Raw genomic sequence first — 21,489 nt, 5'->3', positions numbered from 1 at the left:
GTCGTTCCGCCCAGGCGGAACGACTGCCCACGACGGGGGCGGTCAGGCTGCCCTGTCGTTCGCCGGTGCCGGGCGGCGGATCTTCAGGTCGGCCAGGAGGGACTCCGTCGCCCGGTGGGCCGAGGAGAGGGCGCCCTGGGGCGTGCTGACGTCCCGGTGGTCGCCGCACACGTAGAGACCGGCCAGGAGCCGGACCGAGCGCCGGCCGTCGTGCGGAGGCGGCATCGAAGGGACCGCGTCCCGCGTGTGGTGGAGCGCGAGGAGCTCCCAGTCGTCCGTGGACGTCCCGTAGAGCGTGGCGAGGTGCTTGCGCACCCGGCGCTCCGTGTCGTCCGGCGGCGCCCCGAGCACCGTCGAGGTGATGAGGGCCCGCCCGGCCGGCGCCCGGGACGGGTCGACCGCGCTCATCACCGCCGTGTGGGCGACCGGCCCGCCCGGGTCGGACTCCAGGAGCAGCGCCGGGTCCGAGGTGGGCGCCACGGGGGCCGTGTGGTGCAGGACCGTGACCGGGTGGAAGGCGGGGACGCGCAGGCCCGGCAGCAGCTCCGCCGCCGTGCGCGCGCCCGTGGCCAGGAGGACCGAGCGGCAGCCGATGACGCCGTGTTCGGCGGTCGCGACCCGGGAGACCGACACGTCCGTGACCCGGACGCCGGTGCGGACCGTGCCGGGCGGCAGCGTGGCGGCGAGCCGTTCGGGGAGCGCCGCCGAGCCGCCCTCGGGAACGGAGGGCCGGCCGCGGGCGAAGGTCCGCAGCGCCAGGTCCGCCTGACGGCTCGACATGCCGAGGTCCGGGTCGCCGAGGAGCGCGGCGAGCAGCGGCCGCAGCACGCCCTGCACGGTCCGGGCGGGGAGCCGGGCGGTGAGGGCCTCGCGTGCGGTCCGCTCGGGGCGGGCGAGCAGGCGCGCGGCCGGGGTCGCGGCGAGCCGGACGAGGGAGGCGCCGAGCCGCGCCTGGTCGAGCGAGGCGGCCGGATTGCGGGGGGCGCTCGCGAGGGCGCGCGCCACGCTGAACGCTCCCCCCACGCCACGGTGGACCCCGCCGCCCCGGTGGCCGGCCGTCCGGCGCGGGTGCGGGACGCCCCACCGCGCGTAGCGCCCGTCGCTGTGCACGAGCACGCCGGGGGCGAACGGGCGCAGCGCGAGCCCGGCGAGCCCCGGTGCGGCCCGGAGCTCCTCGGGCGAGAGGGTGAGCAGCGGGCCCGTCCGGTCGAGCCGGAAGCCGTCGACGAGGGCGGTGGCCAACCGGCCCCCGACCTGCGGCTCCGCCTCCAGGACGGCGACGGCGAGCCCGGCGCCGGTCAGCCGGCGTGCGGCCGCGAGCCCCGCGATCCCGGCTCCTACGATGACGACGTCGACGGCCTCCACGACGTCCCTGCGCTGTGCGCTGTTTGCGGTACTGAGCACGTGCCCCTCCCCAGGTCGGCGCGCCGGTGGGAGGCGTTATGCCCCCAACGGGCCCCCGGAATACCCAAGTTCGCGTTCGTATCGAACAGTGGGCTGCGACGGTGGGCGTCGAGCCTAGGCAGTGCCGGGCGGGAAGTCGGCCCGCGCGCGGCGGGGTGCACGCAGCACGGGGGCGCGCGGGCCCCCGTGTCAGCGGAGCGCCGCGCGGATCGAGTCGTCGATCGTCGGGAAGGCGAAGTCGAAACCGGTCTCCAACAGGCGCCCCGGCAGCACCCGCTGACTGCCCAGCACGTCCGCCGCGAAGTCGCCGAGGGCGACCTTCAGGGCCGGCGCCGGCACCGTGAAGAGCGTCGGACGGCGCAGGACCCGGCCCATCGCCGCCGTCACCTCGCGGTTGGTGACGGGGTCGGGGGCCGTCAGGTTCACCGGGCCCGAGAGGGAGGGAGTGTCGACGAGATGGCGCAGGGCGGCCACCTCGTCGTGGAGGGAGATGTACGACCAGTACTGGCGGCCGTCGCCCATCCGCCCGCCGAGCCCCGCGCGGAAGACGGGGAAGAGCCGCCCCCAGGCGCCGCCCTCACGGGCGACCACCAGGCCCGTGCGGGCGTAGGTGACCCGGATGCCGGCCTCCTCGGCGGGGGCGGCCGCGGCCTCCCACTCCACGCACACCGAGGGCAGGAAGCCCGTGCCGGCGGGGGCGCTCTCGTCCACCGCGCGGGTGCCGGTGTCCCCGTACCAGCCGAGCGCCGTGCCGCAGACCAGCGTCTCCGGCGGGTCGGCGAGCGAGGCGAGCGCCTGGGCGATCGCCGTCGTGCCGAGGACCCGGCTGTCCCGGATCTCCTTCTTGTACGCCTCGTTCCAGCGGCGCTCGCCGACACCGGCGCCCGCCAGGTGCACGACGGCGTCGACGCCGACGAGCCCGGCCGCGTCCACGTACAGCCGCTTCGGGTCCCATTCGACCTCGTCGGCGGTGCGGGCGGGGCGGCGGACGAGGCGGAGGACGTCGTGGCCGTCGGCGCGCAGGGAGCGGACCAGGGCCGAGCCGATGAGGCCGGAGGCGCCGGTGACGGCGACGCGCTTGCGAGTGGCGGAACGCTGCATGCCCACCATCCTGCCCTCTTCGGCCCGGGGTTCGTCTTCCGGGTCGTGCCGGGCTCGCGGGGCCCGGCACGCGCTCCCCGTGGCCCTTCGGGCTCCGAAGGACGGATCGGGGAGCCGAGACGGAGCGAGCGAAGCGAGTGCGGTGCACCGGGCCCCGCGCCCTGATCCGGCCCGACCGGAAAACAGGCCCGGTGCGTGGCACAGTGTCCGTCATGATCGTGCCAGAGACGCAGATACGCACCGCCGTGCAGGACGACGACGCCGCGCTCGCGGAGCTCGACCGGACCACCTGGTCGACGCTCCACGCCGTGCTGCCGGCCCCGACGCCGGGCGAGCCCTTCTTCGACGAGCGCCACGGGCCCGGGGACTACCTCGTGGCGGTGCGCGGGGGAGCGGTCGTCGGCTATGTGCGGGTGGTGCCGCCGGCCCCGATCGCCTCCATGGCCCACGTCCGCCAGATCCAGGGCCTCGCCGTCGCCGAGTCCGCCCGGGGCAAGGGCGTCGCACGGGCGCTGCTGCGGGCGGCCATGGACCGGGCCCGGGAGCAGGGCGCCGTACGGATCACCCTGCGGGTCCTCGCCCACAACGCGCCGGCCCGCGCGCTCTACGCCTCCGAGGGCTTCGTGGTCGAGGGCGTGCTGCCGGGGGAGATGTTCCTCGACGGGAAGTACGTGGACGACGTGCTCATGGGCCGGTCACTGCTGGGCTGACGCGCCCCGTCACGCGTCCCGTCACACGCCCCGTCACGCGTCCCGCAACAGCCGCATGCCGCCCATCAGTTCGCGCAGGCAGCGGACCGCGAGCGCGGCCGGCGCGCCCTCTCCGCGCTCCGGGGCGTCCGTCTCCGCCCAGCTCTCCAGGGCGATCCGGATGGCGTCGGTGGCCGCCGCCGCCGCGAGCCGCACCTCCAGGGGGTCGGCGTCCGGTCCGGCGAGCCCGGCGACGACCTCGCGCAGCCGCTCCTCGGACTCCTGGTTGACCCGGTACCAGACGGCCCGCAGGGCGGGGTCCTCGGCGGCGGCCCGCAGCAGCCCGCGCGTCCAGCGCAGGCCCTCCGCGTCCGCCCCGGTCTCCGGGGTGAGCGACGCGGCGATCGAGCGCTCCAGGGCCTCGGGCACGCCGGCGCCCGGTTCCGTCGCGGCGAGGAGTTCCCGCCAGCGGTCGGCTCCGCCCGCGAGGAGCGGGGCGACGGCGTCCTGCTTGGAGCGGAAGTAGCGGTAGAAGGTGCGCAGGGCGACGCCGGCCCGCTGGGCGATCTCCTCGGCCGTGGTGCCGTCGGGGCCGCGCTCGGTGAAGAGCTCGGCGGCGGCGCGGGCGATGTCGAGCTGGGTGGCGGCCTTGCGGCGCTCCGTCAGCGAGGGGAGCGAGGGGGTGGGGGGCGCGGCGCCCTCGGGCTTGGTGCTCACCCACGAAGCGTACGCCTGCGACTGCCGAAGGTGCATGACGTGCAGGTGTGGCAAAACGTGCCACTCCGGCGTACGGTGGCGGCATTCCCCGGAAAGCTTGACATCGAGAGGTTGCCGCCATGAACCAGCTGACCCGTTACGAAGGACGCCGCGCCCTCATCACCGGCGGCGGCTCCGGCATCGGCCAGGCCACCGTCCTGCGCATGCTCGCGGAGGGCGGCCGGGTCGTCGCCGCCGACATCAGCGAGGACGGCCTCAAGGACACCGTCGCCAAGGCCGGCGACGCCGCCGACCGCCTCACCACCGTCGTCGTGAACATCGCCGACGAGGCCTCCGTACGGGCCGGCGTCGCCACCGCCGTCGAGGCGCTCGGCGGCCTGGACGTCCTGGTCAACGCGGCCGGCGTCCTGCGCTCCTCACACACCCACGAGACGACCCTGGACTCCTTCGAGCAGGTGATCCGGATCAACCTCACCGGCACCTTCCTCGTGATCCGCGAGGCCATACCGGCGCTCCTGGAGGGCAACGGCTCCGCCGTCGTCAACTTCTCCTCCACCTCCGCGATGTTCGCCCACCCCTACATGGCGGCCTACGCGGCCAGCAAGGGCGGCATCCAGTCCATGACCCACGCGCTCGCCTCCGAGTACGCCAAGCAGGGCATCCGCTTCACCGCCGTCCAGCCCGGCTCCATCTCCTCCGGCATGACCGACGGATCCGGCGCCTCCAAGCAGTCCGTGGGCCCCGGCCTGCCCGAGGACACCGACTGGTCTCTCTTCGCCAAGCTCGCCCCCGCCCTCGGCCAGGGCTTCGCCGGCCCCGAGACCGTCGCCGGCGTCGTCGCGATGCTCGCCTCCGAGGACGGGAAGTTCATCACCGGCACCGAGGTCCGCGTCGACGGCGGAACCCACTTCTGAGGACCGCCGCCGGGGTGTTCGGCGGGCGCACCGCCGTCATCGCCGGCGCCTCCTCCGGGACCGGCACCGGCCTCGCCCGGCACGCCGCCGGGCGAGGTCCGCACCCCGTCGTGTCACGTCGTCCCGAAGCGCTCCCACAGCCGGGGGAAGCGGGCCGCGAGCACGTCGTCGTCCCCCAGGTCGAAGGGGGCGCCCAGCGGCTCCCCGCCCGGCATCGGAATGCCCAGGTCGGGGGTCTCGCCGCCGGTCAGCTGCTCGTACGCCTCGTCGGCGGCGAAGCCGATCTCCTCACCGTCCCCGTCGATCTCCACGTCGAAGTCGCCGAGCAGCTCCGCCAGCGCGTCCGGATCGTGCACGGCCCCCTCGTACACCTCCCGGCCCTGGCCGATCAGCCAGCAGCGGAACGAGTCGAAGGTCTCCTCGCCCGCCCCGTCGAAGAGGACGGCCGCCGCACCCCACAGATCCCAGAGGTACGCGCGGTTGAAGCGGGCCTCGAAATGGCGCGCGTAGTCGAGCACCGAGTCGGGGTCGAGTCGGGTCAGCCGCTCCACGAGCAGATCGGCCTGCTCCTCGGGGTCGCCCTCGGCTTCCTCGCGGGTGGTGTCGATGAGCTCCCAGAACTCGGTCTCGTCCATCACCGCTCCAGCATCGTGGCTCGCGGAGTCCGACGCACCCGGAAAGCCCGAAAGGAAACCCGACAGAAGATGTCGTGCTTTCCTGCCAGGCTGGCGCCCATGACGACTGAGACCACATCCCTGCACGGACGGATCTGCCTGGTCGCCGGGGCCACCCGGGGCGCCGGACGGGCCATCGCCGTCCAGCTCGGCACCCTCGGCGCCACCGTGTACGTCACCGGCCGCACCACCCGCGACAAGGTCAGCGAGGTCGGCCGCGCCACGGAGACCATCGAGGAGACGGCCGAACTGGTGACGGCCGCCGGCGGCGAGGGCATCGCCGTACCCACCGACCACCTGGACCCCGACCGGGTCCGCGCCCTCGTCGACCGGATCGACCGCGAGCGGGGCCGGCTCGACGTCCTCGTCAACGACGTCTGGGGCGGCGAGCACCTCGTCGGCCCCTCCTTCGGCAAGAAGACCTGGGAGCTCGACCTCGCCGGCGGCCTCCGCATGCTCGAACTCGGCGTGCGGACCCACGCCATCACCTCGCACCTCGCGGTCCCGCTGCTGATCCGCAACCCCGGCGGGCTCGTCGTCGAGGTCACCGACGGCACCGCCGCGTACAACAGCACCCACTTCCGCGAGAACCTCTACTACGACCTCGCCAAGAACGCCCCGATCCGGATGGCCTTCGGCCTTGCCCGGGAACTGGAGGAGTACGGCGGCACCGCCGTCGTCGTCACCCCCGGCTGGCTCAGGTCGGAGCAGATGCTCGCCGGCTTCGGCGTCACCGAGGAGAACTGGCGCGACGCCACCGAGAAGATCCCCGACTTCGGCGTCTCCGAGTCACCGGTCTACGTCGGCCGGGCCGTCGCCGCCCTCGCCGCCGACCCCGACCGGCACCGCTGGACCGGACAGTCCCTCTCCAGCGCGCAACTGGCCGGCGAGTACGGCTTCACCGACGCCGACGGCTCCCGCCCGGACGCCTGGGGCTTCATCGTCGCGAGCGAGACCGGGACGCCGGACGTCGCCGACTACCGGTAGAGCTCCGCCAGGCCCCGGGCCGCCTCCGCGAACCGCTCCCGGAGCGCGGCCGGGGCCAGCACCTCCACCTCCGGGCCGAGCCCGAGCAGCTGACCGAAGGCGACCTCCTCGCTCTCCACCCGGAGGACGACCCGCACGAGGCCGCCCTCGGCGGTCCCCGCCGCCAGCGCCTCCTCGGCGGCCGCCCGGTCCGTGACGTACGGCAGCCGGCGGACGCCCGCCTCCGAGAGCCGCACGACCACCTCCGTACGGAGCAGGGAGCGGGCGAACTCCGCCGACCGCTCCTCCCAGAAGACGGGCAGGTCGAAGTCCGGGTCCCGGTCGAACCGCGTCTCGCCCACGGCCACCGCCGTGAACCGGTCCACCCGGTACGTGCGGAACGAGGAACCCGAGCGCGCGCACACGTACCAGACGCCCGCCTTCAGGACGAGGCCGTACGGCTGGAGCTCCCGCTCCACCTCGGCGCCGTCCCCGCGCCGGTACCGGGCCGACACCCACCGGTCGTCCCAGACCGCCTCCGCCACCGGGGCCAGCGACTCCGGCGTCTCCGGCTCCTGGTACCAGCCCGGCGCGTCCAGGTGGAAGCGCCGCGCCGCCGACTCGTGCGCGTCCCGCAGCGAGGGCAGCAGCGCCGCCGACACCTTCAGCCGGGCCGCCGAGGCGGCGTCCTCGAGCCCCATGTCCCGCAGCGCGCCCGGCAGTCCGGACAGGAACAGCGCCTCCGCCTCGCCGCGCCCGAGCCCGGTCAGCCGGGTCCGGTACCCGCCGACCAGCCGGTACCCACCGGCCCGCCCCCGGTCCGCGTACACCGGCACCCCCGCCTCCGACAGGGCGAGCGCGTCCCGGGTCACGGTCCGCTCCGACACCTCCAGCTCGGCGGCGAGCTGGGCGGCGGTCATGGACGGCCGGTTCTGGAGCAGCAGGACCATTTTGATGAGACGGGCGGCACGCATGGGCCCCAGACTGTCATCCGCACCGGGGTCTCCGGGGCCGGAGACCGTACACGGCCTACTGGCCGTGCTCGGGCCAGACGGGCCCCTGGTCGGCCCAGACGACACCCTTGTTGCGGCAGAGGCAGAAGGGGTGGCCGACGGGGTCGGTGTAGACGCGGAAGCCGTAGCCGTTGGGGCCGACGCAGTCCCGCTGCAGGGTCGCGCCGAGGGCCAGGACGCGGCGCTGTTCGGCCTCGATGTCGTCCACCTCGAAGTCGAGGTGGAACTGCTTGGGGTGCTCGCTGTCGGGCCACCGCGGGGCGCGGTAGTCATCCACCTGGATGAAGGCCAGCTCGATCTCGCCGAACCGGATGCCGGCCCAGTGCTCGTTGCTGTCCTTCTTGACCGGGAGCCCCGTCACCTCGGAGTAGAAGGCCGCCAGCTTCATCGTGTCCGGGCAGTCGATGATGAAGTCGGTCAGTCGTAGCATCCCGCGATCTTGCCACAAGACCGGACGAGCCGACTTCGAAACGGGCCTCGGCGGTGTGCACGTCCGACGAGGCCGACGACGTCCTCGGACGTGCACATGGAGACGGACGTGCGCCGAGGGGCCGCCTCCGCACCTGCGTGCGGAGGCGGCCCCTCGGAGGGATCGGAGGCCCTTACAGGCCGTAGCGCTCGCGCGCCTCCTTCACGGCCGTCGCCTGGACCTCGCCGCGGCGGGCCAGCTGGGCCAGGGCCGCGACGACGATCGACTGGGCGTCGACGCCGAAGTGGCGGCGGGCCGCCTCGCGGGTGTCCGAGAGGCCGAAGCCGTCGGCGCCCAGCGAGGTGTAGTCCTGCTCGACCCACTGCGCGATCTGGTCCGGGACCTGGCGCATGTAGTCGGAGACCGCGAGGACCGGGGAGTCGATGCCCTCCAGGGCCCTGCGGATGTACGGCGTCTGCTCCTCGCCGCGCAGGAGGGCCGCGTCGGCCTCCAGCGCGTCGCGGCGCAGCTCGGTCCAGGAGGTCGCGGACCACACGTCGGCGGCCACGCCCCACTCGGCGGCGAGCAGCTTCTGCGCCTCCAGGGCCCAGTGGATGGCCGTGCCGGAGGACAGCAGCTGGATGCGCGCGGCGTTCGCCGGAAGCTCCAGGCCCGCCGACTCCGCCGTGTTGAAGCGGTAGAGGCCCTTGACGATGCCCTCGTCGACGCCGGCCGGCTTGGCCGGCTGCGGCATCGGCTCGTTGTAGACCGTGAGGTAGTAGAAGACGTTCTGGTCCTCGCCCTCGGCGGCCTCGCCGTACATCCGGCGCAGACCCTCCTTGACGATGACCGCGACCTCGTAGGCGAACGCCGGGTCGTACGTCAGCGCCGCCGGGTTGGTGGCCGCGATCACCGGCGAGTGGCCGTCGGCGTGCTGGAGGCCCTCACCGGTCAGGGTGGTGCGGCCGGCGGTGGCGCCGACGAGGAAGCCGCGGCCGAGCTGGTCGCCGAGCTGCCACATCTGGTCGGCGGTCCGCTGCCAGCCGAACATCGAGTAGAAGATGTAGAACGGGATCATCGCCTCGCCGTGCGTGGAGTACGCGGTGGAAGCGGCGATGAAGTCGGCCATCGAACCGGCCTCGGTGATCCCCTCGTTGAGGATCTGGCCGTTCTTGGCCTCCTTGTAGTACATCAGCTGGTCGCGGTCGACCGGCTCGTACGTCTGGCCCTTCGGCGAGTAGATGCCGAGCGACGGGAACAGCGACTCCATACCGAAGGTACGGGCCTCGTCCGGGACGATCGGGACCCAGCGCTTGCCGGTCTCCTTGTCGCGGATCAGGTCCTTGATCAGTCGCACGAACGCCATCGTCGTGGCCATCGACTGCGAGCCGGAGCCCTTGTCGAACGCGGCGAACGCCTTGTCGGCCGGGGCCGGCAGCGGGGCGAGCGCGTGGGTGCGGCGGGCCGGGGCCGGGCCGCCGAGGGCCGCGCGGCGCTCCTGGAGGTAGCGGACCTCGGGGGAGTCGGCGCCGGGGTGGCCGTAGGGCACGACCCCGTCGACGAACTGCGCGTCCGAGATCGGCAGCTCAAGAAGGTCACGCATGTTCTTGAACTCGTCCGTCGTCAGCTTCTTCATCTGGTGGTTCGCGTTCTTCGACGCGAAGCCCTCACCCAGGGTGAAGCCCTTGACGGTCTGCGCCAGGATGACCGTCGGCGCGCCCTTGAACTCCAGGGCGGCCTTGTACGCGGCGTACACCTTGCGCGGCTCGTGACCACCGCGGGAGAGGTGGAAGCACTCGAGGATCTTGTCGTCGCTGAGCAGCTGCGCCATCGCGACGAGCGCCGGGTCCTTGCCGAAGAAGTCCTGGCGGATGTAGGCGGCGTCGCGGGTCTGGTACGTCTGGACCTGCGCGTCCGGCACCTCGCGGAGGCGGCGGACGAGGGCGCCGGTGGTGTCGAGCGCGAACAGCTCGTCCCAGGCGTTGCCCCACAGCGACTTCACGACGTTCCAGCCGGCGCCGCGGAACTGGGCCTCCAGCTCCTGCACGATCTTGAAGTTGGCGCGGACCGGGCCGTCGAGGCGCTGCAGGTTGCAGTTGATGACGAAGGTCAGGTTGTCCAGACCCTCGCGGGCCGCCAGGGCGAGGGCCGCGGTCGACTCGGGCTCGTCCATCTCGCCGTCACCGAGGAACGCCCACACGTGCGAGGCGGAGACGTCCTTGATGGAGCGGTTGGTCAGGTAGCGGTTGAAGCGCGCCTGGTAGATCGCGGAGAGCGGGCCGAGACCCATGGAGACGGTGGGGAACTCCCACAGCCAGGGGAGACGGCGCGGGTGCGGGTAGGAGGGCAGGCCGTTGCCGCCGGACTCCTGCCGGAAGTTGTCGAGGTGGGCCTCGTTCAGACGCCCGTCGAGGAAGGCGCGGGCGTAGATGCCGGGGGAGGCGTGGCCCTGGATGTAGAGCTGGTCGCCGGAACCGTCGGCTTCCTTGCCCTTGAAGAAGTGGTTGAAGCCGGTCTCGTAGAGCCAGGCCGCCGAGGCGAAGGTGGCGATGTGGCCGCCGACGCCGTGCTTGGAGCCGCGGGTGACCATCGCGGCCGCGTTCCAGCGGTTCCACGCGGTGATCTTCCGCTCCATCTCCTCGTCGCCGCCGAACTCGGTGATCGAGGGCTCGGCGGAGGTGGGGATGGTGTTGACGTAGTCGGTCTCCAGGAGCTTGGGGAGGGCCAGGCCCGCGCCTTCGGCGTGCTGGAGGGTACGGCGCATCAGGTAGGCGGCCCGGTGGGGGCCGGCGGCCTTGGTGACGGCGTCCAGGGAGGCCGCCCACTCGGCGGTCTCCTCGGTGTCACGGTCCGGGAGCTGGTCGAGCTCGCTCGGAATCTTGCCTACGGGATCGGTCATGATCGCCGCCTTCCGGACAGATGGGGGTGGAGATAAAGGGGGCCTTGTCTGGCAGGACAGGGCGAAGGGCCGGGTGACGGCCCGCCGAAGACTGTAAACCGGCGATCGATGATCGATCAAAGGGTTGAAGCGGAAAACCTCTTCGGATCGAGAAAGTCGGCACAGGGTGCCGCGAAAACGGGCACCCGGTGCCTTGTTTTCGAAGGGTTTCCGCAGGTGGGGGTGGCTGCCTGAGAAGGCACCCGCACAAACGAGCGGAGCCCCGCCGGTGGGGGGCCCCGCGAGGTCTCGTACGGGTCGGGCGCGCGGATCCCGTACGGGTCAGGCGCGCGGCGCGCAGCCCAGGACGTGCGCCTTCACCAGGGCGCCGATGTTCGGGTCGCCCCGCCGGAAGGCCTCCACCAGCTCCTGGTGCTCCTCCGCGTACGACTTCTGGACCGTGCCCAGCCAGCGGATGGACAGGGCCGTGAAGACCTCGATGCCGAGCGTCTCCCAGGTGTGCAGCAGGACGCCGTTCCCGGCCGCCTTCACCAGCTCCCGGTGGAAGGCCACCGTGTGCCGGACCTGCGCCGTCCCGTCCGAGGCCGCGTCCGCCTCGTACAGGGCCGCCACGTGCGGCTCCAGGGCCGAGCAGTCCGTCGCGAGCCGCCCGGCCGCCAGCTCGGCCGCGATCTGTTCCAGACCGGCGCGTACGGGGTAGCTCTCCTCCAGGTCGGCCGCGGTGAGGTTGCGGACCCGGACGCCCTTGTTGGGCGCCGACTCGATCAGCCGCAGCGACTCCAGCTCGCGCAGCGCCTCGCGGACGGGCGTCTGGGAGACCTCCAGCTCCGTCGCGATCCGGCGCTCCACGATGCGCTCGCCCGGCTTCCAGCGGCCGCTGACGATCCCCTCCACGATGTGCTCGCGGATCTGCTCGCGCAGCGAGTGGACGACGGGGACGGTCATGAAGCGGCTCCTCGGGGAGTGTTGACCCTTAGACAATACGGCGGCGCCCCCGTCCGGAAACACTTCCGGACGGGGGCGCCGCAGGTGAGGCTCGTTACGTTGCGCCTCGGGGGACGGATCAGAGACCGAGGTCGACCTCGAACTCGCCGGCCTCCAGGATCGCCTTGACGGCCGTCAGGTAGCGGGCCGCGTCGGCACCGTCCACCAGGCGGTGGTCGTAGGACAGCGTCAGGTAGGTCATGTCGCGGACGCCGATGACGGTGCCCTCGGCGGTCTCGATGACAGCCGGACGCTTGACCGTGGCACCGATGCCCAGGATGGCGACCTGGTTCGGCGGCACGATGATCGTGTCGAACAGCGCACCGCGCGAACCGGTGTTGGAGATGGTGAAGGTCGCACCGGACAGCTCGTCCGGCGTGATCTTGCTGGCGCGGACCTTGCCGGCCAGCTCGGCCGTGGCCTTCGAGATGCCGGCGATGTTGAGGTCGCCCGCACCCTTGATGACCGGGGTCATCAGGCCCTTCTCGGAGTCCACGGCGATGCCGATGTTCTCCGAGTCGAAGTACGTGATCGTGCCCTCGTCCTCGTTGATCCGGGCGTTGATGACCGGGTGGGCCTTCAGCGCCTGGGCCGCCGCCTTCACGAAGAACGGCATCGGGGAGAGCTTGACGCCCTCACGGGCGGCGAACGCGTCCTTCGCCCGGGCACGCAGCTTCATCAGCTTGGTGATGTCGACCTCGACGACCGAGGACAGCTGGGCCTGGCCGTGCAGCGCCTTCATCATGTTGTCGCCGATGACCTTGCGCATGCGGGTCATCTTGACGGTCTGACCGCGCAGCGGGGAGGCCTCCAGGGCGGGGGCCTTCGACGCGGCGGCGGCCGGAGCGGCAGCGGCGGCGGGAGCGGCAGCGGCGGCCTTCTTGGCCTCGGCGGCCGCGAGGACGTCCTGCTTGCGGATGCGGCCGCCGACGCCGGAGCCCTTGACGGACGCCAGGTCGACACCGTTCTCGGTGGCGAGCTTGCGGACCAGCGGGGTCACGTACGCGCCGTCCTCGGCCGGAGCGGCCGCGGGGGCCGCCGGGACCGGGGTGACCACGGCCGGGGCGATCGACGGGGCGGCGGCGGCCGGAGCCGGAGCGGCCACCGGGGCGGCCGGGGCCACCGGCGCGGGGGCCGGAGCCGGAGCGGCCGGAGCGGCCGGAGCCGGGGCAGCGGCGGCGGGGGCCGGAGCCGGAGCCGGGGCGGCGGCGGGAGCCGGAGCCGGAGCCGGGGCGGCGGCGGGAGCCGGAGCGGCCGGGGCCGGGGCGGCGGCCGGAGCGGCACCCGCGGCACCGATGACGGCCAGCTTGGCGCCGACCTCGGCGGTCTCGTCCTCGCCGACGACGATCTCCAGGAGAACGCCGGAGGCGGGGGCGGGGATCTCGGTGTCGACCTTGTCCGTGGAGACCTCGAGCAGCGGCTCGTCGGCCTCGACGGTCTCGCCGACCGACTTCAGCCAGCGGGTGACGGTGCCCTCGGTGACGGACTCGCCCAGCGCGGGCAGGACGACGTCGGTGCCCTGGGCGGAACCGCCGCCGGCGGCCGCCTCGGCCGTCGGGGCCGGAGCCGGCTCCTGGACCTCGGTGGACGGCGCGGCCTGCGGGGCCGGGGCGGCCGGGGCCTCGGCGGCCGGAGCCGGAGCGGCCTCGGCGGCGGGGGCCGGGGCGGCCGCGGGGGCGCCGGAGCCGTCGTCGATGATGGCCAGCTCGGCGCCGACCTCGACCGTCTCGTCCTCGGCGACCTTGATGGAGGCCAGGATGCCCGAGGCGGGGGCGGGGATCTCGGTGTCGACCTTGTCGGTCGAGACCTCGAGCAGCGGCTCGTCGGCCTCGACGCGCTCGCCCTCGGCCTTGAGCCAGCGGGTGACGGTGCCCTCGGTGACGCTCTCGCCGAGCGCCGGCAGGGTTACGGAAACCGACATGGTTTCAGTTGCTCCTAACGAATTGCGGAAAGTGGTCGTCGCGCCCTGTGATGACGTGAGCGTCAGTCGTGGGAGTGCAGAGGCTTGCCGGCCAGGGCCAGGTGGGCCTCGCCGAGCGCCTCGTTCTGCGTCGGGTGGGCGTGGATGAGCTGCGCGACCTCGGCCGGCAGCGCCTCCCAGTTGTAGATCAGCTGCGCTTCGCCGACCTGCTCGCCCATGCGGTCACCGACCATGTGGACGCCGACCACGGCACCGTCCTTGACCTGGACGAGCTTGATCTCGCCCGCGGTCTTGAGGATCTTGCTCTTGCCGTTGCCCGCGAGGTTGTACTTCAGGGCGACGACCTTGTCCGCGCCGTAGATCTCCTTGGCCTTGGCCTCGGTGATGCCGACGGAGGCGACCTCGGGGTGGCAGTACGTCACCCGCGGCACACCGTCGTAGTCGATCGGCACGGGCTTCAGACCCGCGAGCCGCTCCGCGACGAGGATGCCCTCGGCGAAGCCGACGTGCGCGAGCTGGAGCGTCGGGACGAGGTCGCCCACGGCCGAGATCGTCGGCACGTTGGTGCGCATGTACTCGTCGACCAGGACGTAGCCGCGGTCCATCGCGACGCCCTGCTCCTCGTAACCGAGACCGGCGGAGACCGGGCCGCGGCCGATGGCGACCAGGAGGACCTCGGCCTCGAAGGTCTTGCCGTCGGCCAGGGTGACCTTGACGCCGTTGTCGGTGTACTCGGCGGACTGGAAGAAGGTGCCGAGGTTGAACTTGATGCCGCGCTTGCGGAACGCGCGCTCAAGAAGCTTCGAGCTGTTCTCGTCCTCGACCGGGACGAGGTGCTTCAGGCCCTCGATGACCGTGACGTCGGTGCCGAAGGACTTCCACGCCGAGGCGAACTCGACGCCGATGACGCCGCCGCCGAGGATGATCGCGGACTCCGGGACCCGGTCCAGCGTCAGCGCGTGGTCCGAGGAGATGATCCGGTTGCCGTCGATCTCCAGGCCGGGCAGGGACTTCGGCACGGAGCCGGTGGCCAGGAGGACGTGACGACCCTCGACGCGACGGCCGTCCACGTCGACGGAGGTCGGGGAGGACAGGTGACCGGTGCCCTCGATGTACGTCACCTTGCGGGAGGCGACGAGACCCTGCAGGCCCTTGTACAGGCCCGAGATCACGTCGTCCTTGTACTTGTGCACGGCCTTGATGTCGATGCCCTCGAAGGAGGCCTTGACACCGAACTGCTCCGCCTCGCGCGCCTGGTCGGCGACCTCGCCGGCGTGGAGCAGGGCCTTCGTCGGGATGCAGCCGTTGTGCAGGCAGGTGCCGCCGAGCTTGTTCTTCTCGATCAGTGCGACGTCCAGGCCCAGCTGCGCTCCGCGCAGCGCCGCGGCGTAACCGCCGCTACCGCCGCCGAGGATCACTAGGTCGAAAACGGTGCTGGCGTCGTTCGCCACGTCACGTCCTCCATGCATGTGCGCTCGTCGCCGGTCGTCCATGACCTGGCGGCGGCTGGTGTCCGGCCGCTTTATTTCGGCCCTGTGGTGGGGGCCCTGTCCTGCCGAGAACCCATCTTCGCACTTGTTGACGGGCGACGGGACGCGGGGCCGGGCTCTGAGACGGCCGATCGTCCGTACGGAGGGGGCACGAGGGCGTACGAACCTACGGATTTCGTCGCGAGCGAACAGTCGCCGGGGAAGAGGGGGAAGGCCCCGGAGCCGAAGCTTCCGGGGCCTTCGTCACACCGGGGGTGCTCAGAGCTCGCCGGCCGCCGTGCGCTCGGCCAGCTTCACCAGGGTGCGGACCGAGGAGCCGGTGCCGCCCTTCGGGGTGTAGCCGTACGGGGCGCCCTCGTGGAAGGCCGGGCCCGCGATGTCCAGGTGGGCCCAGGTGATGCCCTCGCCCACGAACTCCTGCAGGAAGAGACCGGCGACCAGGCCGCCGCCCATCCGGACGCCCATGTTCGCCATGTCGGCGGTGGGGGAGTCCATGGTCTTGCGCAGGTCCGCGGGGAGCGGCATCGGCCAGGACTGCTCGCCGACCTCCTCGGCGATCTCGTGGATCGCGGTCCGGTAGTCGTCGTCGTTGGCCATGATGCCGAAGGTGCGGTCGCCGAGCGCCAGGACCATGGCGCCGGTCAGGGTCGCCACGTCGACGATGGCGTCCGGGTGCTCCTCGGAGGCCCTGGTGATCGCGTCGGCGAGGACGAGCCGGCCCTCGGCGTCGGTGTTCAGGACCTCGACGGTCTTGCCGCTGTACATGCGCAGCACGTCACCCGGGCGGGTGGCGGAGCCGGACGGCATGTTCTCCGCGAGGGCCAGCCAGCCGGTGACGTTGACCTCCAGGCCGAGGCGGGCCGCGGCGACGACGGCGGAGAACACGGCGGCGGCGCCGCTCATGTCGCACTTCATCGTCTCGTTGTGGCCGGCCGGCTTCAGGGAGATGCCGCCCGAGTCGTAGGTGATGCCCTTGCCGACGAGGGCGAGGGTCTTCTCCGCCTTCGGGTGGGTGTAGGCGATCCGGACCAGGCGCGGCGGGTTCACGGAGCCGACGCCGACACCGAGGATGCCGCCGAAGCCGCCCTTGGCGAGCGCCTTCTCGTCGAGGACCTGGACCTTGAGGCCGTGCTCCTTGCCGGCGGCCTGGGCGACGGCGGCGAAGGCGGCCGGGGTCAGGTCGTTCGGCGGCTGGTTGATCAGGTCGCGGGCGCGGTTGATCTCCTCCGCGACGGCCTGGGCGCGCTCGGCGGCGGCCTTGTGGGCCTTGTCGCGCGGCTTGGCACCGAGCAGGGCCACCTCGGCGAGGGGCTTCTTCGCGTCCTTGCCGTTGTCCTGGTACGCCGTGTAGGCGTACGCGCCGAGCAGGGCGCCCTCCGCGATGGCGGCGGCGTCGTCGGCGGTGGCGATCGGCAGCGCGAACGCGGCCTTCTTCGAGCCGTTCAGGGTGCGGGCGGCGGTGCCGGCGGCGCGGCGCAGGATCTCCGCGTCGAAGGACTCGCCGTCCTCGGGGGCCGCGCCGAGGCCGACGGCCAGGACGACGGGGGCCTTGAGACCGGCGGGGGCGGGCAGCTTCGTCGCCTCACCTTCGGCACCCGAGGCGCCCAGGGTCTCCAGGACGGCGGCGAGCCGGCCGTCGAAGGCCTTGTCGACGGCCTCGGCGCCCGGGGCGACGACCAGCGACTTCCCGGTCTTCGCGACGCCGACGACGAGGGCGTCGGCGCGCAGCGTCGCCGCGCCGGCAGTGCTGAGAGTGAGAGCAGTCACGGTGGTGAAATCTCGCTTCCATTGAGTTCTGTGGCGGTCGAGGGATGGGCCGACCGTGCCCGCCGCATCGTATTTCGGCCCGGAGAGCGCCGAGAACGAGCCTACGCTCGCTCGCAAGGTTCGATCACGGCGACGTTGATTCACTCATCCGTGGTGTCTCTTTCATGTTTACCCTTTCGGCCTCTGTCGTCCGGTCACACTCGCCTCATTCACGCAAGGACGACACACCGTCCTTCGCCTCATCTGCGACATCTCCACGGGGCCTGCCGGTTCGGGCGGGACCCGTCGAGGGGGGACACCCGCATGGACTCCGACCGAATCCGTACGCCCAGAACCGCGCCCCGCACCCCGTCCCGCACGGGCAGGATCGCGACCCTCGCCGCCGCCGCGCTGCTCGCCACCGTCCTCCCGTCCGCGCAGGCGGCCGCCGAGACGGCGCCCCGCGTGGACCTCACCGTCCTCGTCGTCGACGACGGCGGCAGCGCGGTCGGGGCGATCACCGCCGAGCTGAAGGGCTCCGGCGTCCCGTACCGCAGGATCGACCTGGGCGACCCGAACCGCCCGGTCCTCGACACGGCCTTCCTCAGCGACACGGTCGACGGACGGCCCCGTGCCAAGTACCAGGGCGTCGTCCTGCCCCACGAGAGCGCCTTCGGCCCCGACTCCGCCGAGCAGACCGCCCTCCACGCGTACGAGCGGACCTTCGGCATCCCGCAGGTCGACGCCTACACCTGGTCGCACCCCGGCGTCGGCCTCGACTACACCGACCAGGGCGGCTGGTCCGGCGTCCTCGACGGCACCACCGCCGGCGTCACTGCCGCGGGACGGGCGGGCCCCTTCCGGTACCTCGCCGGAGCGCTCGCCTTCGAGGACAACGACCCCGCCGTCGCCGAGAGTTACGGCTACGCGGGCCGCCCCCGCACCGGTTACACCAGCTTTCTCGACATGCCCATCGACGGCGGCGGCCGGGCCAGCCTCGTCGGCGAGTACGCCGCCGACGGACGCCGCGAACTCGTCGTCACCTTCGCCTACAACCGGTACCAGCGGCAGTTCCGCGCCCTCGCCCGCGGCATCGTCGACTGGCTCACCCAGGGCGTCCACCTCGGACAGAGCCGCAACTACCTCTCCGTCCACGTCGACGACGTCTTCGCCCCCGACGCCCGCTGGGACCCCGCCCTGAACTGCACCCCCGGCGACTTCGACTGCGTCGGCGACGACGGAGAGGGCGCGAACCCGATCCGCATGACGGCCGCCGACGCCCAGTACGCCGCCGCCTGGCAGAAGTCCTCCGGCTTCACGCTCGACATGGTCTACAACGGCGGCCAGGGCGAGCAGTGGAAGACCGAGCACGGCGGCACCGACCCGCTCACCGACCGGCTCGTCGCCGACCGCGCCCAGTACCGGTGGATCAACCACACCTACACCCACCCCTTCCTCGGCTGCGTCCAGGACAACACCGTCGTCCCCTGGCGGTGCGCCACCGACACCGCCGGCAACACCCTCTGGGTCAGCCGCTCCGAACTCTCCGGCCAGATCCGCGACAACCACGACTGGGCCGTCCGCAAGGGCATCTCCGTCGACCGCTCCGAACTCGTCACCGGCGAGCACTCCGGCCTCAGGACCCTGCCCCAGCAGCCCGCCGACAACCCCCACCTCGCCGACGCCCTCGCCGACAACGGCGTGAAGTGGACCGCGAGCGACAACTCCCGCGAACCCGAGCAGCGCACCGTGGGCACCGGCGCCGCGAAGACCGTGCCCCGCCACCCGATGAACGTGTACTACAACGTGGGCACCGCCGCCGAGATGGCCGACGAGTACAACTGGATCTACACCTCCCGCGCCGACGGCGGCAGCGGCATCTGCGAGTCCAATCCGGCCTCCACCTGCCTGCCCGCCCCCCTCCCCACCGCCACCGGCTACGCCGACCACATCGTCCCGCAGGAAGCCCGGACCGCCCTCTCCCACGTCCTCGGCAACGACCCCCGGCCGCACTACGTGCACCAGTCCAACCTCGCCGAGGAGCGCCTCCTCTACCCCGTCCTCGACCGCGTACTCGCCGACTACCGGACCCTGTTCGCGGCGAACGCCCCCCTGGTGAACCCGGCCCAGAAGGACGTCGGCACCGAACTGAACCGCCGCGCCGCCTGGGACCAGGCCGTCGCCGCCGGAAAGGTCACCGCCTACCGCATCGGCACCACGGTCACCGTCAAGGCCCCCTCCGGCGTCACCGCGCCCGTCACCGCCCCCGAGGGCACCCGCAAGCGGCTCCTCCTCGGCACCACCGCCTTCGGGACGCCCTACGCGGGCACCCGCTCCGCCTGGACCACACCCGAACTGCTCCAGACCACCGTCACACTCACGCTCCCGACCGCCTGACCAGCACGTCCTGGGGGGACCCGCTCATGCCGAGCAGTGGCCGTCACGTCACCATGCTCACCGAAGGCACCTACCCGCATGTCCACGGCGGCGTCAGCACCTGGTGCGACCAGCTCGTCCGCGGCATGCCGGAGGTGGACTTCGAGATCCTCGCCCTCACCGGCAGCGGCCGCGAACCCGTCACGTGGGAACTGCCGCCCAACGTCACCCGGCACACCGCCTACCCCCTGTGGGGACCCCCGCAGGGCCCGGCCGTGCGCCGGCCCCCGAGGGGGCGCGAACGCCGCCGCTTCCTCGACGCGTACGAGCGCCTCCTGCTCGCCCTCCTCGACCCCGAGGCGGACTGCGACTTCGGCACCGGCCTGTACGAACTCGCCGAACTCGCCCGACAGGGGAGGCTGACCACCGCACTCCGCTCCGAGCAGGCCCTGCGCTCCCTCATGTGGATCTGGACCATGCCGCACCTGCCCACGCTCGCGGCCCGGCCCACCGTCCACGACGCGCTCACCGCCACCGACCTGCTCGAACACGCCCTGCGTCCGCTCGCCGCCCGGATAGCCACCGGCGGCGTGGCACACGCCGTCTCCAGCGGCCTCGCCACGCTGCCGGCGCTCGCCGCGCAGCACTTCGAAGGGGTGCCCTTCCTGCTCACCGAACACGGCATCTACCTCCGCGAGCGCTACCTCGGCTACCGCACCGAAGCGCAACGCTGGCCCGTCAAGGCCCTCATGCTCGGCTTCTACCGCGAGCTCAACACCCTCGGCTACCGCAAGGCCGACCTCATCACCCCCTGCAACCAGTACAACCGGCGCTGGGAGGAGCGCGGCGGAGCCCCCGCCGACCGCATCCGCACCGTCTACAACGGCGTCGACCCGGCCCTCTTCCCCGAGGCCGGACCCGAACCCGAGACCCCCACCCTCAGCTGGTGCGGCCGGGTCGACCCCATCAAGGACCTGGAGACCCTGATCAGGGCGTACGCGATCTCCCGCGCCGAACTCCCGGCGCTGCGGCTCCGCCTGTTCGGCCCGGTCCCGGCCGGGAACGAGGACTACCTGACCCGCCTGGAGAAACTCGCCGCCGAACTCGGCGTCGCCGACGGCGTCTCCTTCGAGGGCCGCGTCTCCGACGTCCCCTCCGCCTACGCGGCCGGCAGCGTGGTCATGCTCTCCTCCATCAGCGAGGGCTTCCCCTTCTCCCTCATCGAGGCCATGTCCTGCGGCCGCGCCACCGTCTCCACGGACGTCGGAGGCGTACGGGAAGCCGTCGGCGACACCGGGATCGTCGTCCCGCCCCGCGAACCGGCCGTCATGGCCGCCGCCGTCTCCGCGCTCCTCCGGGACGGCGCCCGCCGCGCCGAACTCGGCCGCCGGGCCCGTGGGCGCGTGATCGACCAGTTCACCCTGCACCGCTCGGTGGACGGCTTCCGGCAGATCTACCGCGAGCTCGCGGGCACCCGCCCGCCGCGCCCGGTCCCGGCCGCCACCTCCCTCCGCCTGAGCATCCCCGCCCCGCGCCGCACCTCTCCGGCCCTCGTCACAGGAGGCACCCCGGCATGAGCGGCTCCCTCTGGCTGAAACCCCCGACGACGGGCGAGACCCCGCTCCCGGCGATCCCGCGCCCCCGCCGCGAGCGCCGGTCGAACCGCCCCGACGACGCCCCGCCCCGGGCGCTCGGGCCGGCCGCCACCGAGCCGGCCGGCCCCGCCGACGCGGGGCCTTCGCCCCGGGTGCCCGGAACGGCCGCCGCCGAGCCGGCCGCACAGCGGGCCAGCCGGGCCGTGTCCGACTCCGGGGCGCCCTCCCCGGGCACGGGGGGCGAGGGGGCGCGACCTCCCGTCCCTGACGGCCGTCCGTCCGGCCGTGCCGGGATGCCGGTGTCCGCCGTGCGGCCGGGCTCCGCCGGGCCACCGTCCCCCGCCCCCGACGGCCACCCGGCCGGCTCCGCCGAGGCACCGGCCCCGGTCCCGGCCCGTCCGGCCGGCTCCGCCGGGCCACCGTCCCCCGCCCCCGACGGCCACCCGGCAGGCTCCGCCGAGGCACCGGCCCCGGTCCCGGCCCGTCCGGCAGGCTCCGCCGAGGCACCGGCCCCCGCCGGTCCGGCCCCCGTCGGTCCGCTCCCCGCCGGAGGCGAGCTCGCCGCCGGGTCGTCGGCCCGGACCGCCCCGC

Annotated in this window: 16 protein-coding genes and 1 pseudogene; 6 read left to right on the top strand and 11 right to left on the bottom strand. The window is 73.1% G+C overall.

Going from position 1 to position 21,489, the window contains the following annotated elements:
* Positions 1-42 precede the first annotated feature (42 nt).
* Both ABZ318_RS31715 and ABZ318_RS31710 read right to left on the bottom strand, forming a co-directional pair.
* Positions 43-1,404, bottom strand: a complete 1,362-nt coding sequence (locus tag ABZ318_RS31715; RefSeq protein WP_356905885.1) for an NAD(P)/FAD-dependent oxidoreductase — start codon at positions 1,402-1,404, stop codon at positions 43-45.
* Positions 1,405-1,593: 189 nt separating this feature from the next.
* A complete protein-coding gene (locus ABZ318_RS31710; RefSeq protein ID WP_356905884.1) occupies positions 1,594-2,514 on the bottom strand; it encodes a TIGR01777 family oxidoreductase in 921 nt (306 codons plus the stop codon).
* Positions 2,515-2,717: 203 nt separating this feature from the next.
* On the opposite strand from ABZ318_RS31710, the gene ABZ318_RS31705 reads away from it, so the two are divergent.
* On the top strand, positions 2,718-3,215 hold the full coding sequence (locus ABZ318_RS31705) for a GNAT family N-acetyltransferase (protein WP_356905883.1): 498 nt from the start codon (positions 2,718-2,720) through the stop codon (positions 3,213-3,215).
* A 33-nt stretch (positions 3,216-3,248) separates the two neighbouring features.
* On the opposite strand, the gene ABZ318_RS31700 is transcribed toward ABZ318_RS31705, so the two are convergent.
* Complete coding sequence (locus ABZ318_RS31700) at positions 3,249-3,911, bottom strand: TetR family transcriptional regulator (protein ID WP_356905882.1); 663 nt, start codon at positions 3,909-3,911, stop codon at positions 3,249-3,251.
* A 119-nt stretch (positions 3,912-4,030) separates the two neighbouring features.
* On the opposite strand from ABZ318_RS31700, the gene ABZ318_RS31695 reads away from it, so the two are divergent.
* Entirely contained in the window at positions 4,031-4,825 is a 795-nt protein-coding gene (locus ABZ318_RS31695; RefSeq protein WP_356905881.1) for an SDR family oxidoreductase, read from the top strand.
* Positions 4,826-4,938: 113 nt separating this feature from the next.
* Here the strand turns inward: ABZ318_RS31695 and ABZ318_RS31690 are convergent, their stop codons facing one another.
* Positions 4,939-5,460 carry a DUF4240 domain-containing protein gene (locus tag ABZ318_RS31690; protein WP_356905880.1) on the bottom strand — a complete coding sequence of 174 codons (522 nt, stop codon included), beginning with the start codon at positions 5,458-5,460 and terminating at the stop codon, positions 4,939-4,941.
* 99 nt (positions 5,461-5,559) lie between these two features.
* On the opposite strand from ABZ318_RS31690, the gene ABZ318_RS31685 reads away from it, so the two are divergent.
* Entirely contained in the window at positions 5,560-6,486 is a 927-nt protein-coding gene (locus ABZ318_RS31685; RefSeq protein WP_356905879.1) for an SDR family oxidoreductase, read from the top strand.
* Here ABZ318_RS31685 and ABZ318_RS31680 read toward each other — a convergent pair.
* The 7 genes from ABZ318_RS31680 to ABZ318_RS31650 form a co-directional block, all read right to left on the bottom strand.
* A complete protein-coding gene (locus tag ABZ318_RS31680) occupies positions 6,477-7,439 on the bottom strand; it encodes a WYL domain-containing protein (RefSeq protein ID WP_356905878.1) in 963 nt (320 codons plus the stop codon). The genes ABZ318_RS31685 and ABZ318_RS31680 overlap by 10 nt on opposite strands.
* Before the next feature lie 55 nt (positions 7,440-7,494).
* Positions 7,495-7,908 (bottom strand): VOC family protein, encoded by a 414-nt coding sequence (locus ABZ318_RS31675; protein WP_356905877.1) that lies wholly within the window; start codon positions 7,906-7,908, stop codon positions 7,495-7,497.
* Between the two features lie 172 nt (positions 7,909-8,080).
* Positions 8,081-10,786: a pyruvate dehydrogenase (acetyl-transferring), homodimeric type gene (aceE, locus tag ABZ318_RS31670; protein ID WP_356905876.1), complete on the bottom strand. Its 2,706-nt coding sequence runs from the start codon at positions 10,784-10,786 to the stop codon at positions 8,081-8,083.
* A 321-nt stretch (positions 10,787-11,107) separates the two neighbouring features.
* Positions 11,108-11,731: a GntR family transcriptional regulator gene (locus ABZ318_RS31665; RefSeq protein ID WP_030691858.1), complete on the bottom strand. Its 624-nt coding sequence runs from the start codon at positions 11,729-11,731 to the stop codon at positions 11,108-11,110.
* Positions 11,732-11,849: 118 nt separating this feature from the next.
* Positions 11,850-13,691: a 2-oxoglutarate dehydrogenase, E2 component, dihydrolipoamide succinyltransferase gene (gene sucB / locus ABZ318_RS31660; RefSeq protein ID WP_356905875.1), complete on the bottom strand. Its 1,842-nt coding sequence runs from the start codon at positions 13,689-13,691 to the stop codon at positions 11,850-11,852.
* A 62-nt stretch (positions 13,692-13,753) separates the two neighbouring features.
* Positions 13,754-15,142, bottom strand: coding sequence for a dihydrolipoyl dehydrogenase (lpdA, locus tag ABZ318_RS31655; RefSeq protein WP_030691860.1), 1,389 nt, complete (start codon positions 15,140-15,142; stop codon positions 13,754-13,756).
* A gap of 297 nt (positions 15,143-15,439) precedes the next feature.
* Complete coding sequence (locus ABZ318_RS31650; protein WP_356905874.1) at positions 15,440-16,948, bottom strand: leucyl aminopeptidase; 1,509 nt, start codon at positions 16,946-16,948, stop codon at positions 15,440-15,442.
* Between the two features lie 303 nt (positions 16,949-17,251).
* Here ABZ318_RS31650 and ABZ318_RS31645 point away from each other — a divergent pair, with 303 nt between their 5' ends.
* The 3 genes and pseudogenes from ABZ318_RS31645 to ABZ318_RS31635 form a co-directional block, all read left to right on the top strand.
* Positions 17,252-19,324 (top strand): hypothetical protein, encoded by a 2,073-nt coding sequence (locus ABZ318_RS31645; RefSeq protein WP_356905873.1) that lies wholly within the window; start codon positions 17,252-17,254, stop codon positions 19,322-19,324.
* A 26-nt stretch (positions 19,325-19,350) separates the two neighbouring features.
* The gene (gene pelF, locus ABZ318_RS31640) at positions 19,351-20,880 is read left to right on the top strand and encodes a GT4 family glycosyltransferase PelF (RefSeq protein WP_356905872.1); all 1,530 of its coding nucleotides are present in this window, start codon (positions 19,351-19,353) and stop codon (positions 20,878-20,880) included.
* Positions 20,877-21,489 (top strand): annotated as a pseudogene (locus ABZ318_RS31635) (hypothetical protein); the annotation flags it as partial. The gene pelF and the pseudogene ABZ318_RS31635, both read left to right, overlap by 4 nt.

This window comes from Streptomyces sp. NPDC006197 (assembly GCF_040613865.1).
Classification (GTDB): Bacteria; Actinomycetota; Actinomycetes; order Streptomycetales; family Streptomycetaceae; genus Streptomyces.
Note: the sequence above shows the minus strand (reverse complement) of the source record. Positions and strands in the feature narration are given on the sequence as shown.

Coding starts and splice junctions, on each gene's coding strand:
- ABZ318_RS31695 (WP_356905881.1), top strand. CDS start 4,031: ATGAACCAGCTGACCCGTTACGAAGGACGCCGCGCCCTCATCACCGGC.
- ABZ318_RS31675 (WP_356905877.1), bottom strand. CDS start 7,908: ATGCTACGACTGACCGACTTCATCATCGACTGCCCGGACACGATGAAG.
- ABZ318_RS31690 (WP_356905880.1), bottom strand. CDS start 5,460: ATGGACGAGACCGAGTTCTGGGAGCTCATCGACACCACCCGCGAGGAA.
- ABZ318_RS31665 (WP_030691858.1), bottom strand. CDS start 11,731: ATGACCGTCCCCGTCGTCCACTCGCTGCGCGAGCAGATCCGCGAGCAC.
- ABZ318_RS31645 (WP_356905873.1), top strand. CDS start 17,252: ATGGACTCCGACCGAATCCGTACGCCCAGAACCGCGCCCCGCACCCCG.
- ABZ318_RS31705 (WP_356905883.1), top strand. CDS start 2,718: ATGATCGTGCCAGAGACGCAGATACGCACCGCCGTGCAGGACGACGAC.
- sucB (WP_356905875.1), bottom strand. CDS start 13,691: ATGTCGGTTTCCGTAACCCTGCCGGCGCTCGGCGAGAGCGTCACCGAG.
- pelF (WP_356905872.1), top strand. CDS start 19,351: ATGCCGAGCAGTGGCCGTCACGTCACCATGCTCACCGAAGGCACCTAC.
- ABZ318_RS31685 (WP_356905879.1), top strand. CDS start 5,560: ATGACGACTGAGACCACATCCCTGCACGGACGGATCTGCCTGGTCGCC.
- ABZ318_RS31710 (WP_356905884.1), bottom strand. CDS start 2,514: ATGGTGGGCATGCAGCGTTCCGCCACTCGCAAGCGCGTCGCCGTCACC.
- aceE (WP_356905876.1), bottom strand. CDS start 10,786: ATGACCGATCCCGTAGGCAAGATTCCGAGCGAGCTCGACCAGCTCCCG.
- ABZ318_RS31680 (WP_356905878.1), bottom strand. CDS start 7,439: ATGCGTGCCGCCCGTCTCATCAAAATGGTCCTGCTGCTCCAGAACCGG.